Below are 14,349 nucleotides of genomic sequence, written 5' to 3' on the forward strand. Positions count from 1 at the left end.
CCGAATAGCCTCATCTTTTCTTTATTTAAACTTAGTGCTTTTATTAATCAATCTCAATTGCCCATCGGCAAAATTTACCACGCAGTTTAAGTCGAAGAATTAAGCGGGAATGAAGTCAGCTGCCCGCTGTAATTAAGTGAATTGCGGGCAGTTTTTATTTTAAAGGGGATGGGGTTACATTTCCTTTTCAGCAGTTAGTATTTTCCCTTTTACAAATTGTCCCTGCGCAATATGCTCTTTGGTGATGTAAACAATACCATCTTCGTTATGAGTGTCGCCATAAGTTGAGTGCGCTGATTTTAATCCTCCCAATATTTTTCTTGCGTCAGAGATATAAACTAAGTCGCCTGCTTCAGCAGACATTTTTGCCATATCATTTTTAGAGAAGTGCATCAGATCATCTTCTGAATCTTTTAGCTTCCAGTGAATTTTAATTACTTCGCCTTCGCGGTCATTTACTTTGCTGCCTTTGAACATTTCTTTTGCTCTTGCCAGTCCCCAAACAGTTAAGCCTTCTGTGTGTGTTGCTTCAGAATATTTGGAGTAATAATTAGACGAAATAACAACAAGCACAAGCATTAAAAATGAAAGTATCAGAAGGATGGGGAGGGAGGCTAAGTTAAATAATATAATTAAGAAAATAACAGCAGCCGCAAGAGTTATTAGTCTGATAATAGTTTTCTGATTGGGATTATTTTTTATCTTCTTAACAATATTGACTTGCTGTTTATTAGTTAGTGCAGTCATCACGCCGACAAGCGCACAAACAAATAGATTATACAAAGCACCGATGTAAGTATAAGGATGAGCAGGATCGTAATCTGTTCCGTGAGCAAATATTTGAATCAGAGGCTGGGGGTAATACATACCAAGCACCATCAACGCAACACCAACCACAAAGGTCGCAATCACAGCGGCGTTAGTAAATTTCTTCCAGAACACTCCGAGAAATATCGCAACAACAAGCGGGGAGTAAGAGTTGAGTGGAAATATCCGTGAGCTTCATAAACAGTAGGGAAATTACTAAACGGAATAACAGCAAGAACACCAAGCACAGTAAAAATAGCAGTGGAAATTCTTGCTGAGTTTAGTTCTTCTTTATCTGCTTGCTTCCATGTTTCAACTTTCTTGCTCAGCCATTTTTTTGCCGGGCGGTGAATATCATTTATATAAATTGCGGCAGTGGCGTTTAACAAAGTATCAACAGTGGACATAAGCGCCGCGGTAAGTGCAGCCATAATAAAACCAAAAACTCCCGGGTGTGAAATGATGTTAGCAACCACTACAAATATCTGATCGGGATTTGTATCGGCAGGAACTAAGGATGGGTTAACAACAGAAATAGCTTTTGCAATCCAGCCGGCATTGCCAACAACAATTGCAGAAATAGGAAGCATAATAAGAATATTAATTACAGCGGCTTTGCGTCCTTCATCAACACTTTTGCAGGACATAAAACGCATTACCAGACCCATATTCATAAATAAAAAACCAATAGAACCTGCTACTCCATCCTGCCAGAATATCCCCACAAAGTTAAAGCCGGGGGGATTATTAAAATGTGCAAGCGGGAGTTTCCACGAAACCGGAAGCAACTGCCAGAACAATCCAAATCCTCCTATGTAATCAACACCGAGGAAAAAGACGAGCAGTCCGGCAAATATTAAAATTAATCCTTGTGCAAGATCGGTGAAGATAACAGCAGTTTGCCCGCCATAAGTAATATACACGCCAACAATAAAGGCTATGACAATTATCAGTCCCATTAAAGTAACATCAAAATGAACGCCGACCAGAGTGAACTCAGGGGGGAGTAAAGGCAGTATCGCTTTGCCCATTGTTAAGAATCCGATACCTACATAGCCAACCATATAAAGCAAAAGTAAAATAGTGGCGAGGAATCTTGTTGTGGGTGAAAATCTCTTTTCAAAATATTCAGGGATTGATCTGATCTTTGTGTAAACAATGATCGGCAGCCAGCCGAAAAGAAAAAACGGAACAAAGAACCAATCATTCATATAAGTCATTGTTGAAGAGAAGCCGGCTTCAAAACCTTTTGCGGAATATTTGATGAAGCTGTGACTGCCCACCCCTGTGGCAACGATAGACATCGCAATAAGCCACCAGGCAAAACGTCTTCCGCCAAAAAAGAAATCAGTTGTTGTACGATTATATTTACTAAAGTAGGAACCGAAGAGCATAATGGCGAGGAAGTACACCACCATTACAATCCAATCGGTTGAAGTGCCCATGCTGTGAATGTTCATATTGATTTGATTTTTTTGTTAAAGATAAAGTGCCGCAAGTGTAAGCGCTGCGTGAATAAACATGAAATAGAAAAAACCGAAGTATAACATCTTCCACCAAAAGCGATGCCGCTTCAAATTTAAGTTGATTGCTCCTGATTTTTTAATAAGTATCATTCCACTAAAAAAGAACAAGCCGCCTACACCATAGAGATAAATAAAAGGCAGCCATGTTTGTTCGAATGAAGGCATAACAAAATCTCCGAATTGTTTGATTCAATATTAATTTGTGCTGGAATTATATCCTAATAATTTCAATTTAAAAATTAGTGAGGTGCTGTTTTGAAATTAAATAATGTTTAATTTGAATAATTGGAAACATTGTCAGGGAGATTTAACATTAATTTAACATTGAAACTCTTTTTAGAATTAATGGCTGCTATATCTTTGAACTACACTTAATAAATATTCTAAACAATAACGAAAGTCACTAATGAGAACAGTTAAATCACTAAGCGCATACTTACTAATATTAGCAGTAGTCAGCTTAATGTTTTCGGCTTGCAAGAAAAAAACAGATGATGTTGAGCAGACAGTATTAACAGTTAAAGGTTCTGATACGATGGTAAACCTTTCACAAAAATGGGCAGAAACATATATGAAGCTTCATCCCGAAGTTGCGATTCAAGTTACAGGTGGGGGATCAGGAACCGGTGTTGCTGCACTTTTAAATAAAACAACTGACCTTGCAAATTCATCCCGTGAATTAAAAGCTGTGGAACTAGAAGATGCTAAATCTAAAGGCGTAACTCCATTCGTTTATAAAGTAGCATTAGATGGAATTGCAGTAATAGTTCATCCTGAGAGTAAAGTTGATAGTTTAACAATTGAGCAAGTAAGAGATATTTTTTCCGGTAAAATTACAAACTGGAAAGATGTGGGGGGTGCTAATTTGCCGATCACTCTTTATGGAAGAGAAAACAGCAGCGGTACTTATGAATTTTTCAAAGAGCATGTGCTTGGGAAAGTAGATGGCAAACAAGTTGATTATTCACCATCAACACAAGTATTACAGGGAACAGCAGCACTTGGTGAAGCAGTTGCACGCGACAACAAAGGGATTGGTTACGGTGGTGTGGGATACTTTGCAGAAAGAACTGACGTGAAAATTCTATACATTAAAAAGGATAAAGATTCTCCCGGAATATTACCTTCCGAAAATAAGAAGGTAAACTATGAAGCGATCTGGAGCGGTGATTATTCTATATCACGTTATCTCTATTGCTTTACAAACGGCGAAGCAACCGGTAAAGTAAAAGACTTTATGGATTTTATAATTTCGCCTGAAGGTCAAAAAGTTGTTGAAACAATGGAATATATTCCATTACCTGCTAAAAAATAAGTTTTGTTTTTAGATGGGAAAGTTTCTTTAGAGAGAGGAAACTTTCCTTTTATTTTTAATAAATTGTCGAAGAGAGAAAATGAAAAAAATTATTTTAGGTTTATTATGCCTTTTGGGTTCTAACGTTTTACTTGCCCAGGAAAACCAGGGCGGGAAAATTTCAGGATACATGTTTGGAGATTATTTTTATAATGCTGTTAGAGACACAGGTTTATCATCATTAAGCAATGTTGCAAATGGCGGTAAGCAAGACTTAAATGGTTTTCAGTTGAGAAGAGTATATTTCACTTACGATAACGATATCTCAGAAAATTTCACATCGAGGTTTCGTTTGGAAGCTGATCAAACAGCTAATACAAGCGATGGAAAGGTAGGTGTATTCGTAAAAGATGCTTACTTAACCTGGAAAAATATTTTTAACGGCAGTGATTTGACTTTTGGTATTCAGCCAACTATGGTGATTGAAAATGCAGATGCTGACTGGGGACACAGATTTCTTGAAAAAACTATTTTGGATTTAAGAGGAATTGTATCTTCCCGCGATATTGCACTTTCATTAAAAGGTAAATTTGATTCGGATGGTGTTTTCAAATATTGGGTGATGATTGGCGACGGCTCCGGCAACAAACCCGAAACTGATAAATACAAAAGATTCTACGCTCACCTTCAATATAATCCAGTAAAAAATTTATCAGTGACTTTGTATGGTGATTTGAAATCCAAACCTGCCGTTACCGATCCACAAAGTAATTCGACTGCCAACTCAACCTTAAGTAACAACGATCTTACTTATGCTTTACTTTTAGGTTATAAAGAGAAAGATAATTTTTCAGTTGGTGCAGAAGTTTTTCTGAATACAACTCAAAATGGAATTCGGTCCTCTTCAATTGTTAAAGATAGAAACGGAATGGGTTTATCATTTTTTGGATCATATAATTTTTCTCAGCAGTTATCTGCTGTAGGCAGGTTCGATTACTTCGACCCAAATACCAATACCGATTTCAAAGGCGATTCTAGAAATTGGTTTATATTTAGTCTGAATTATAAACCAGTTGATAAAATTACAATCAGTCCAAACGTGATTGTGGAAACTTATGAAGCAATAAATGGAAGATCAATTGATGCTTCAGTTACACCAAGAATTACGTTTTATTATTCCTTTTTATAAGAGTTAAATAAAAATTCTTATTGTAAGTAAAGATGAAACTGATTGATAAAAATACAAGCGAGGAAGAAAAAGAATTTTATTCTAAATCTTCTGATTCGAAGTACGCGAAAAAAATTAAAAAATTTACCCGCACTAAAGAATCATTGATTAAATTTTTCTTTGCAGTAAACGGTGTGATGGCACTTGTTTTCATCATCTTAATTTTCATCTTTTTGTTTAAGGAAGGTTTTAAAGCTTTAGAGCATGTCGGACTTTTAGATTTTCTTTACACTACAAGATCCAATGCTAATGGCACGACGGAAACGGTATTCCAGTGGTATCCAACTTCAGATGAACCAAGATATTCTTTAATGCCTTTGATACTTGGAACATTGTTAACCGCAATTCCTGCAACAATTATTTCTACAATATTTGGAGTTGCGGCAGGTGTTTATCTATCTGAAGTTGCAAATCCAAAATGGAAAGAATTTTTAAAACCATTGATCGAATTGTTTGCGGGAATTCCAACTGTCGTAATTGGATTTATAATGTTAGTTATCGGCGCATCGTTTTTTAATGATCTTCTTCATCCCGATAATAGGTTAAATGCTTTTGTTGCATCGATAGGGTTATCGTTCGTAATAATACCTGTTATTGCATCATTAACTGAAGACGCACTTCATTCAATCCCGAATGAATTACGTATGGCTTCGTATGGATTGGGTGCAACCAAATGGCAAACTATAAGCAGAGTAATTTTACCTGCAGCATTTAGCGGAGTTAGTGCAAGTATAATTTTAGGATTTGGTCGTGCAATCGGTGAAACAATGATCGTACTTATGGCTGCCGGCAATGCTGCAAACATTACTTCAAATCTATTTCTTAGCGTTAGAACTATGACAGCTACAATTGCAGCGGAGATGGGGGAGGTATCACAAGGTTCGGATCACTATTACTCATTATTTTTTATTGGAATAGTTTTATTTACAATAACTTTTATTCTAAATCTTATTGCTGAAATTATAATCAGTAAGATGAGAAAGAAGAATACATTTTGATGGATAAAAAATGTTAGCACTTCATAAAAAGAAAAAAGATATTTTTGGCACAACAGCAATTTGGGTTGTTAGAATAATGTTCTTCTTCCTTGTAGCGGCTCTGTTACTTCTAATTGGAAAAATTGTAATGCAGGGAATTGGAAGTATATCGGTTGAATTTATTTTTGATGACCCTAAAAACAATATGACCGAAGGTGGAATATTCCCTGCGATATTCGGAACAATTGCCGTAACATTAATTATGATTTTGCTTGCCGTTCCGCTCGGTGTTTGCTCTGCGATTTATCTTAACGAGTATGCTAAAGATTCTATCCTAACAAGAATTATCCGAACATCAATAAATAATCTTGCCGGTGTTCCCTCAATTGTATTTGGTTTGTTTGGATTGGGATTTTTTATTTTGTTCATAGGAAGGGGAATGGACGATGTACTCGAAACAGGGTTACTGTTTGGACAGCCGGCATTGCTATGGGCTTCAGCGACGCTTGCAGTGCTTGTGCTGCCGATTGTAATTGTATCAACTCTCGAAGCCTTAAACTCAGTCCCAAAATCACATCGCGATGCCTCTTATGGTTTGGGCGCAACTAAATGGCAAACAATTAAAAATGTTGTTTTACCTCAAGCACGTCCCGGAATTTTGACAGGAACAATTTTAGCGATAAGCAGAGGGGCGGGGGAGACGGCACCAATTTTATTTTTGGGTGCGGCATTCTTTCTTCCTAATCTACCGGTCTCTGATTTGTGCATTGGTGATTATTGTATCCCGATGATAAACCCTGCAAAACAGTTTATGTATCTTGCTTATCATATTTTTATATTGGCAACTCAATCTTCAAATCCAACTAAATCGCTGCCTATTCAATATGGATCAACATTGGTTCTGATAGCTCTGACATTTTTATTAAATATTACTGCAATTATTTTTAGATATAGATTTAGAAAAAGTTTAGGAAGACTTTAAATCATTAATCGAAATAACAATGAAAGAAATTAAAATAATTACGAAGGGTCTTAACTTATTTTATGGCGAGAAACAGGCGCTGAAAAATATTACGCTAAATATTCCTGATAAAAAAGTTACTGCATTCATCGGACCTTCCGGCTGTGGTAAATCTACTTTCTTACGCGTGCTGAATAGAATGAACGACCTGATTGAGCATGTTAGAATTGAAGGTGAAGTCTCTGTTGACGGGGTAAATATTTACGATAAAAATATTGACGTTGTTAATCTCAGAAAAAATATCGGAATGGTTTTTCAGAAATCAAACTTATTCCCCAAAACTATTTATGAAAATATTGTTTATGGACCAAAGATTAATGGAATAAGTGATAAGAAAATACTAAACGAAATCGTTGAAAAAACTTGTGTTCAATCGGCAATTTGGGATGAAGTTAAAGATAGATTGAATGAGAATGCACTTAGCCTTTCTGGCGGGCAGCAGCAAAGGTTGTGTATTGCACGCGCCCTTGCAGTTGAACCGGAAATCATTTTGATGGATGAGCCGGCAAGCGCACTTGACCCTATTTCAACTGCAAAGATTGAAGAACTGATTCACGATTTAAAACAGAGATATACAATTGTGATCGTTACACACAACATGCAGCAAGCCGCTCGTGTCAGTGATATGACGGCATTCTTTTATCTCGGCGAATTAATTGAATTTGATCGAACAACAAAAATCTTTACTAATCCTTCTAAGAAACAAACTGAAGATTATATTTCAGGAAGATTTGGTTGATTGATTGATTTGCATCGTCATGGCGAGGAGTCCTCGACGAAGCAATCCAAATGTGATTTATTAGAAATGTCTTGTGTTACTTAGTGTCTTTGAGTCTTTGTGGCAAGAATAGATTTAGTTGAAAAAATATCTGCCACAAAAGAACTTCGTCTCAAAGATTAAATTATAACAATTAAAGGATGTAGATAACAAAGGAAATAAAATGGAACGCTTATTAGACGAACATCTTGAAAAATTAAAAACACGTGTTATTAAAATGTGCAGTCTTGTTGACGAACAAGTTCAGTTTGCAAGTAAAGCAGTTGAAGAAGGGAATCTTGAAATTGCCAAACTTATAATCGAACGCGACAATAAAGTTGATAAATATGATTTGAAGATTGATAAAATCTGCCAGAAAATATTTGCCGTTGCACAGCCAGTTGCAATGGATCTCCGCTACATAATGTCAGCGCTAACCATTAATAATAATCTTGAACGAATTGGTGATATTGCTGTGAATATTGCAGAGAGTATTTTGTTGATTCAGAAGAAACCGACTTTTTATAGCCAGACTAAACTTACAGAAATGTTTTTTCTAGCTCAGGAAATGTTGAAAGACTCAATAGACTCATTCATAAACTCTAATGCTGAACTTGCCAAAAAAGTAATTATCGCAGATGACAGATTAGATAAATTAAACGCAGAAAATGATAGCATATTAAAAGAAATAATGAAGCAAAGTGCGGACAACATCGAACCGGCAGTAGCCTTGCTTGTGATGTCGCGTGAACTTGAAAGGATAGGGGATCACTCAACAAATATTGCAGAAGATGTTTTCTTTATTGTTGAGGCGCAGCTTGTTAAACATAAGTATGAAAAATATTTTTTTGCAGATGAAAACGATGATGATATAGAAGCCTGATTAACTTAACTAAATAAAACCTGTAAAGTTTTTTGAATCATATCACTTGTGTGCGTGCTCTTTTCGCGAGGCTCAATGTTTCTCAACTTATTACCAAACATTAACCCCCAGCTTGTCATTACAACAAAGGAAGGTAATTCCGGATTCATTGTTTCAATTCTGCCAGCATAAACAGGGCTCAAAGCAAGCTTTATTATCTGCTCTTCTTTTTGTAAAAAATTTTTATACAACTCAATCTCTTTTTCGTTGATATTATCTCTGGCAGCTTTCAATATTAAATCAAACAATAATTTGTGATTGCTTTGAACATCATCTTTCAATGCGAAATAGCTTCCGAAGCGTTCAAATATTTGAAGTGACTCGTTATTAAAAATGGACTTTAATTCTTCTACAAATTGATCGCCATCCCAGCGAACTGTTTCATAAAATAGCCGATCCTTTGATTCAAAATAGTAATACAAACTTGCTTTACTGATTCTTAAATCACGGGCAATTTCATCTAAAGTTGTTTTAGATATGCTGTTTCTTGCAAACCTTTTTGCAGCAGCACGGATGATCTGAATTCTCTTTTCGTTTTCCATTTTAAATTCTAAATAATTTACTGCAATAAATTTAACGATTGTTACAGTAATAATTTGAACTCATATTCAAGTTTCTTAAACACGCTCTATTGAGGGATTCATTTTAATAATACTAAATAAGTTCGCCAGAATGATTATTAAAAAACAGCTTATAACATTGAACCATAAAAATGGAATCGAAGTGAATATAAAGCAGTAAAGCACAACTATCTCTGCAATTAATGCGGAGATAAAAGTCGGAGTTCCTTTTACCCGTTTAAAATAAAACGCCACTAAAAATATTCCGAGTATTGTTCCGTAAACAAGCGAGCCGAGAACATTTACCGCTTCGATTAAAGTTCCAAGTCTATTAGCGAATAAAGCAAATCCGATTGCGTAAACACCCCACAAAACTGTAGCAGCTTTTGAAACTTTTAAGTAATGCGTATCAGAAGCATCCTTTTTAATTAATCTTTTATAAATATCTATCACGGTAGTTGAAGCTAACGAATTTAGCTCTGCTGAAGTTGAAGACATCGAAGCAGAAAGAATAGCCGCAATGATTAGTCCAATCAACCCGGTCGGCAGAAAATTTATTACAAACGTTAAAAAAATATAATTAGTGTCGTTCGTATCGGAAGTTGGATTAGCTTTTTTTATCAACTTCTTTGCTTCGTCCCTTAAATTATTTTCCTCCTTCGAAATTAAATTAAGTTCTTCTTTAATTGAAATGGAAATATTTTTGTCGTTTCTCCCGGAAAGTAATTCTTTTGATGATTTAAGTTTTTTTTCAAACACTTCTTTGTATTTATTCTGAAGTAATGAATACTCTTGTGAATGTTCGCTTTCCAGGAGATTCTTTTCTTCGATAGGATTAAAATAAAGAGGGGGTTGGATGAACTGAAAGAAAACAAATACCATTACACCAATTAGTAAAATAAAAAACTGCATAGGAATTTTTAGAAACCCATTCATCAAAAGTCCAAGTCTGCTTTCAGTTACGGAGCTGCCGGCGAGGTAACGCTGCACCTGCGATTGATCGGTGCCGAAATAAGATAACATTAAAAATGTTCCGCCAATTACCCCGCTCCAGAAAGTGTATTTGTTATTCAGATCGAAACTGAAATCTAATGCATTCAGCTTATTCATTTTCCCGGCAAGTTTTAAAGCATCGTTAAAGCCAATGTTTTCAGGCAGTAAATTGATTATCATAAAAAATGCAGCAATCATTCCGATAAAAATTATTGCCATTTGTAAGATATGAGTTTTATTTACAGCATTAGTTCCACCAATTGTAGTGTAAATGATAACAAGAATTCCGGTGATAATTACTGTGAAGTTAATATTCCATCCAAGAATAACTGAGAGGACAAGGGCAGGGGCAAAAATTGTAAATCCGGCAGCAAGTCCGCGCTGCGTTAAAAATAAAATACTGCCGAGCAAACGATTTTTCAAATCGAATCTTGTTTCAAGATATTCGTAAGCGGTATAAACATTTAAACGATGAAAGATGGGAACCGCAGTAATAGATAAAATTATCATTGCGAGTGGAAGACCCAAATAAAATTGTACAAAACCCATTCCGTCTGTGTAAGCTTGACCGGGGGTGGAAATAAAAGTAATCGCACTTGCCTGCGTTGCCATTATTGACAAAGTTACAGTTTTCCATCGTGTTGACTTATTGGAAAGGATATAACTTCTGATTGAATTAGTTTTTCTCGTGCTTATGCTTCCATAGATGACAATGAATAAAGTAAATGCAGCGAGAACAACCCAATCAATTGTGCTCATTCAAAGGCTCGTGAAAAAAAATATAGCAGGAATGTCATTAATCCAAGATCTATCAGAATCAACAAATAAATATTTCGCCACTTCTTCAAGAAAGGTGGGTGGGTTTCGTCGAGTATTATTATTTTATCCGTTTCCATTTTTATATGAAATTAGATTTATAAAAAGTTTAATTGCCCCCGGAACTCCGGCAGGGATCTGTCTAAAAAAAGATAAGCCTGTATAGATAAAAGCACCTTTACCATATTTTGAAATAAGTATGCCGCCGGTTTGTTCCTTTTCACCGGGATCTTTGAGTCCAAGAATTGTTACATACTTCTCATCCCATTTATCAGCGAAATATAATCCACGTTCCTGAATCCAATTATCAAAATCATTTACCGTTATTTCATTTGGGGTGTTGAGTATTAAATGTTTGGGATTTAAAATATTTACTGGTGAATCTTCTACTGTTATTCTTTCTCGTGATATATTAAATGGGTAAGGTCCGGGATTAATTAGAATATCTCTGTTTGTATTGTATTGTGAAAGGAATGTCCCCCCGTTAAAAATATAATCTAAGATTTTTGGCTGAAGATTTATCAATTGATCTCTGGTGTTATATGCTCTTATGCCTGAAATAATAGCGTCGAACACGGATAAATCTTTTTGTTCAATGTCTGAGTCTGTTAAAAGCGAGCAGTTATATCCAAGCTGTCGCAGATAATTAGAAATATCATCACCCGAGCCCATAATGTAACCAATGTTTTGAATGCTTTTTCTTATGTGCAGCCGAACAAATTTTGATTTAGATTCGGAAATTAAAGTCTGGATGGGGATGTGAGAATAATTAATTCGAGTTAAACTTTTTGAATAAGCTTTTCCATCAATGTTTACTATTGCTGAAACATCGGCAGCCTCTTCATTTAGCGGAGGGTATATTTTAAATGAAAAATTTTTCTCTTCGTTTTTTTTAGTTAGAAAAAAAACATAATCAACTGGTTCAACTTTCCATCCAGCGGGAATATTTAATGATAATTTACCCGCCGTGCTATCTTTGTGATTTGTTATGCTGACTTCAATTAGTTTCGGATTATCATCAGCGAATAAATAAATTTTATCTTTAATATTAACAGTAACCGGCGGTGTAATTTCAATTGCTCTATATTTTTCACCTTCAACCTGATCTACCCACCTGAACAGCACCGGTGTTTTAAAGGTTATCTCGATGCCATTAAAATTTAGGACGAATGATGCAGTAAGTGATGAGGACTTCTCCGGCATACCAATTTCAAGTTGATTTTCAATATTGAAACTTCCTTTTGAAGGCTGTTGAATAAGCCAATATGGGTGCGAGTACTGCATTGCCCCTGGTATAAACATTTCAAAATTATTTTTTTGAAACTTTCCGTTTTGTAGATTTATGTTCAAATCACTTAATCCATTAAAATCGGCAAGAAAAATATTTTTTAAAGTGATCGGAAAACCTGAACGATTAACAATTCCTGTTGATAGATTAATTTTCCCATTAGGATAACTGCTGTAATCACCCGCTATTGCCTCCAACCAAATTCCGGAACAAGCTCTAATGACTTCACTCAACTCTTTTATTTTAATTTCGCGCCAATAAGAATCATCTAATTTTTGCAATTCTGAATAGGCTTGTAATAATATTTCTAAAATTGATGAAGGATCATCGGGATTAAATTTCTTTTCTGCTTCCATTAACAGTTGCGAAACTTTTTCACTTCCTGCAACTCTCGACCACGAAAGATCAATATCCTCCAGTAAATCATTTTGTGCTGGTTCGCCATCCATTAGTTTGAAATAATTAAAATATTCCCCCCGTTTTCCTTCCGCTCCAAATCCCTGACTTTTGTGCATCGTTCTGCTGAGTGCGGCTAATTCCACATAAGATTTCCCAAGCAGGGGGTTATATTGTCCAATGTCTAAAGCTATAATTCCAATTGAATCTTTATAACTTTCATTGTATTGCGGAAGCCACGCGTTCCAAAAAATTCTTTTTGTCTGCCAGGTGCTCACAAATTCTAATTGCTCGGGAAAAATATTTGGATCAGCCGCTAAATGGAACGCTTCGAGAGCAAGAATGGCGGAAGCAGTGTGATGTCCGTGTCCGCCTTCACCAGTTGTCGGAAAACGAGTAATGATAATATCCGGTTTAAATTTTCTAATGACCCAAACTACATCTGATAATATTTTTTGTTTGTCCCAAATTTCCAAAGTTTCATCTGCAGATTTAGAATAGCCAAAATCAATTGCCCGTGAAAAATACTGTTCTGCTCCGTCAATCCTTCGGGCGGCGAGCAATTCTTGCGTCCGGATAACTCCGAGTAATTCGGATTGCTCACTACCGATTAAGTTTTGTCCCCCATCCCCTCGTGTTAATGCAAGATAGCCGGTTCTTAATTTTTGACCGTAAGAAAAATAAGAAAGTACTGCTGTGTTCTCATCATCAGGATGCGCAGCGATATAAAGCACACTGCCGAGAGTGTTTAATTTTTGCAGCGCGATTTTTATTTCTAAAGATGATAGTTCCTTAATTGGCTGTGCAGTTAATTGATTGCTTATGAAAGCTATCCCGAGTAAGAGGAGATTAAAAAACTTCCTGATTTCAGTATTCAACATAATTATCCTGATTAAAATTTATAGAAATATATCGGGTACAATAAACAGTTGTTATATTACAACTTAGAAGAGAGAAAATCAAAAGATTTTTAATCATAATTTTCTCAGAAGGAATTAATCAATGATAGGAAAAATTTTAAAAACTTGTTTTGAAGTTTAAATAGACTGTCGTTGGTAAAGAAAGAGACTGCTTCAAATTTACAGAGAGATCCCAGCTAACCTCTTCTTCAAGCTTATTATTGTATGCTGAAACCATTCGGACAGCATTTATTGCACTGATCACTCTATTTAAAATCATTGCACCAACAACAAAGCGGAGATCATTGAAAGTTTGTTCGCTTGAAACCCACATGCTTCGATAAGTTTTTCTATCTTCGCTGTTTTGCCATTTCCAGAAATATTTACTCTCATCGTATAGCTGGTCAAAATTTCTTTCCAATAATTTTTCATTATTAAAATCTTCAATACTTAAATATTCACTTATTGTTGCGTAATAGTCTTCATCTTTATCGTTATTATTTATTTCAGCTTTGTCAACCGCAAAAGATTTGTATCTATCCTGCTGCCAATTTCCATAAGTGTTCATTCCAAAATAAATGCCCCACAAGGCTCCTTCTGCTATAGTGAAATATTTTCCGCTCGAATAATTCTCGGCGTAAAGTTCGCCCATTCCTGGAAGTAAAAGTGAATAGAGAATAGCAAGTCCAGTATTTTTCCTTTTTGATTCAGTAGGGTTTGAATTCGGGTTAGAAATTTTAAAATCAATATCAGTGGTTGTTTGCAGCGATTGTTCAAGCTGCAGTAAATTATTTTGTTGAAGATTTTGAGAAAAAGTAACGGAAGAAATGATAATAATTATGGCTAATAGTTTTTGCATATTTTT

Annotated in this window: 11 protein-coding genes and 1 pseudogene; 6 read left to right on the forward strand and 6 right to left on the reverse strand. The window is 35.5% G+C overall.

The window, feature by feature from the left end; translation table 11 throughout:
• Positions 1-174 precede the first annotated feature (174 nt).
• Together IPH11_16400 and IPH11_16405 are read right to left on the reverse strand one after the other, a co-directional pair.
• Positions 175-2,267 (reverse strand): annotated as a pseudogene (locus IPH11_16400) (sodium:solute symporter family protein).
• A gap of 18 nt (positions 2,268-2,285) precedes the next feature.
• On the reverse strand, positions 2,286-2,498 hold the full coding sequence (locus tag IPH11_16405; protein MBK6915161.1) for a hypothetical protein: 213 nt from the start codon (positions 2,496-2,498) through the stop codon (positions 2,286-2,288).
• 241 nt (positions 2,499-2,739) lie between these two features.
• Between IPH11_16405 and IPH11_16410 the strand changes: the two genes are divergently transcribed.
• From IPH11_16410 to phoU, 6 genes are all read left to right on the forward strand, one after another.
• Complete coding sequence (locus tag IPH11_16410; GenBank protein ID MBK6915162.1) at positions 2,740-3,648, forward strand: phosphate ABC transporter substrate-binding protein; 909 nt, start codon at positions 2,740-2,742, stop codon at positions 3,646-3,648.
• A 79-nt stretch (positions 3,649-3,727) separates the two neighbouring features.
• Complete coding sequence (locus IPH11_16415) at positions 3,728-4,816, forward strand: hypothetical protein (GenBank protein ID MBK6915163.1); 1,089 nt, start codon at positions 3,728-3,730, stop codon at positions 4,814-4,816.
• 32 nt (positions 4,817-4,848) lie between these two features.
• Entirely contained in the window at positions 4,849-5,853 is a 1,005-nt protein-coding gene (gene pstC / locus IPH11_16420) for a phosphate ABC transporter permease subunit PstC (GenBank protein MBK6915164.1), read from the forward strand.
• 10 nt (positions 5,854-5,863) lie between these two features.
• A complete protein-coding gene (gene pstA, locus IPH11_16425) occupies positions 5,864-6,814 on the forward strand; it encodes a phosphate ABC transporter permease PstA (protein ID MBK6915165.1) in 951 nt (316 codons plus the stop codon).
• Between the two features lie 19 nt (positions 6,815-6,833).
• Complete coding sequence (locus tag IPH11_16430) at positions 6,834-7,592, forward strand: phosphate ABC transporter ATP-binding protein (protein MBK6915166.1); 759 nt, start codon at positions 6,834-6,836, stop codon at positions 7,590-7,592.
• A 202-nt stretch (positions 7,593-7,794) separates the two neighbouring features.
• Complete coding sequence (gene phoU / locus IPH11_16435; protein MBK6915167.1) at positions 7,795-8,493, forward strand: phosphate signaling complex protein PhoU; 699 nt, start codon at positions 7,795-7,797, stop codon at positions 8,491-8,493.
• A gap of 5 nt (positions 8,494-8,498) precedes the next feature.
• Here the strand turns inward: phoU and IPH11_16440 are convergent, their stop codons facing one another.
• The 4 genes from IPH11_16440 to IPH11_16455 all read right to left on the reverse strand — a co-directional run bounded on the left by IPH11_16440 (position 8,499) and on the right by IPH11_16455 (position 14,343).
• Positions 8,499-9,074 carry a TetR/AcrR family transcriptional regulator gene (locus IPH11_16440; GenBank protein MBK6915168.1) on the reverse strand — a complete coding sequence of 192 codons (576 nt, stop codon included), beginning with the start codon at positions 9,072-9,074 and terminating at the stop codon, positions 8,499-8,501.
• Positions 9,075-9,149: 75 nt separating this feature from the next.
• Entirely contained in the window at positions 9,150-10,844 is a 1,695-nt protein-coding gene (locus IPH11_16445; protein MBK6915169.1) for a sodium:solute symporter, read from the reverse strand.
• A gap of 123 nt (positions 10,845-10,967) precedes the next feature.
• The gene (locus tag IPH11_16450; protein MBK6915170.1) at positions 10,968-13,466 is read right to left on the reverse strand and encodes a PIG-L family deacetylase; all 2,499 of its coding nucleotides are present in this window, start codon (positions 13,464-13,466) and stop codon (positions 10,968-10,970) included.
• Between the two features lie 136 nt (positions 13,467-13,602).
• Positions 13,603-14,343: a hypothetical protein gene (locus IPH11_16455; GenBank protein ID MBK6915171.1), complete on the reverse strand. Its 741-nt coding sequence runs from the start codon at positions 14,341-14,343 to the stop codon at positions 13,603-13,605.
• Between the last annotated feature and the right edge of the window lie 6 nt (positions 14,344-14,349).

Source organism: Ignavibacteriales bacterium (assembly GCA_016709155.1).
Taxonomy (GTDB): domain Bacteria; phylum Bacteroidota; class Ignavibacteria; order Ignavibacteriales; family Ignavibacteriaceae; genus JADJEI01.

Excerpts from the sequence above, each read along its gene's own strand:
- IPH11_16405 (MBK6915161.1), bottom strand. The coding sequence starts at position 2,498 with ATGCCTTCATTCGAACAAACATGGCTGCCTTTTATTTATCTCTATGGT.
- IPH11_16410 (MBK6915162.1), top strand. The coding sequence starts at position 2,740 with ATGAGAACAGTTAAATCACTAAGCGCATACTTACTAATATTAGCAGTA.
- IPH11_16415 (MBK6915163.1), top strand. The coding sequence starts at position 3,728 with ATGAAAAAAATTATTTTAGGTTTATTATGCCTTTTGGGTTCTAACGTT.
- pstC (MBK6915164.1), top strand. The coding sequence starts at position 4,849 with ATGAAACTGATTGATAAAAATACAAGCGAGGAAGAAAAAGAATTTTAT.
- pstA (MBK6915165.1), top strand. The coding sequence starts at position 5,864 with ATGTTAGCACTTCATAAAAAGAAAAAAGATATTTTTGGCACAACAGCA.
- IPH11_16430 (MBK6915166.1), top strand. The coding sequence starts at position 6,834 with ATGAAAGAAATTAAAATAATTACGAAGGGTCTTAACTTATTTTATGGC.
- phoU (MBK6915167.1), top strand. The coding sequence starts at position 7,795 with ATGGAACGCTTATTAGACGAACATCTTGAAAAATTAAAAACACGTGTT.
- IPH11_16440 (MBK6915168.1), bottom strand. The coding sequence starts at position 9,074 with ATGGAAAACGAAAAGAGAATTCAGATCATCCGTGCTGCTGCAAAAAGG.
- IPH11_16445 (MBK6915169.1), bottom strand. The coding sequence starts at position 10,844 with ATGAGCACAATTGATTGGGTTGTTCTCGCTGCATTTACTTTATTCATT.
- IPH11_16450 (MBK6915170.1), bottom strand. The coding sequence starts at position 13,466 with ATGTTGAATACTGAAATCAGGAAGTTTTTTAATCTCCTCTTACTCGGG.
- IPH11_16455 (MBK6915171.1), bottom strand. The coding sequence starts at position 14,343 with ATGCAAAAACTATTAGCCATAATTATTATCATTTCTTCCGTTACTTTT.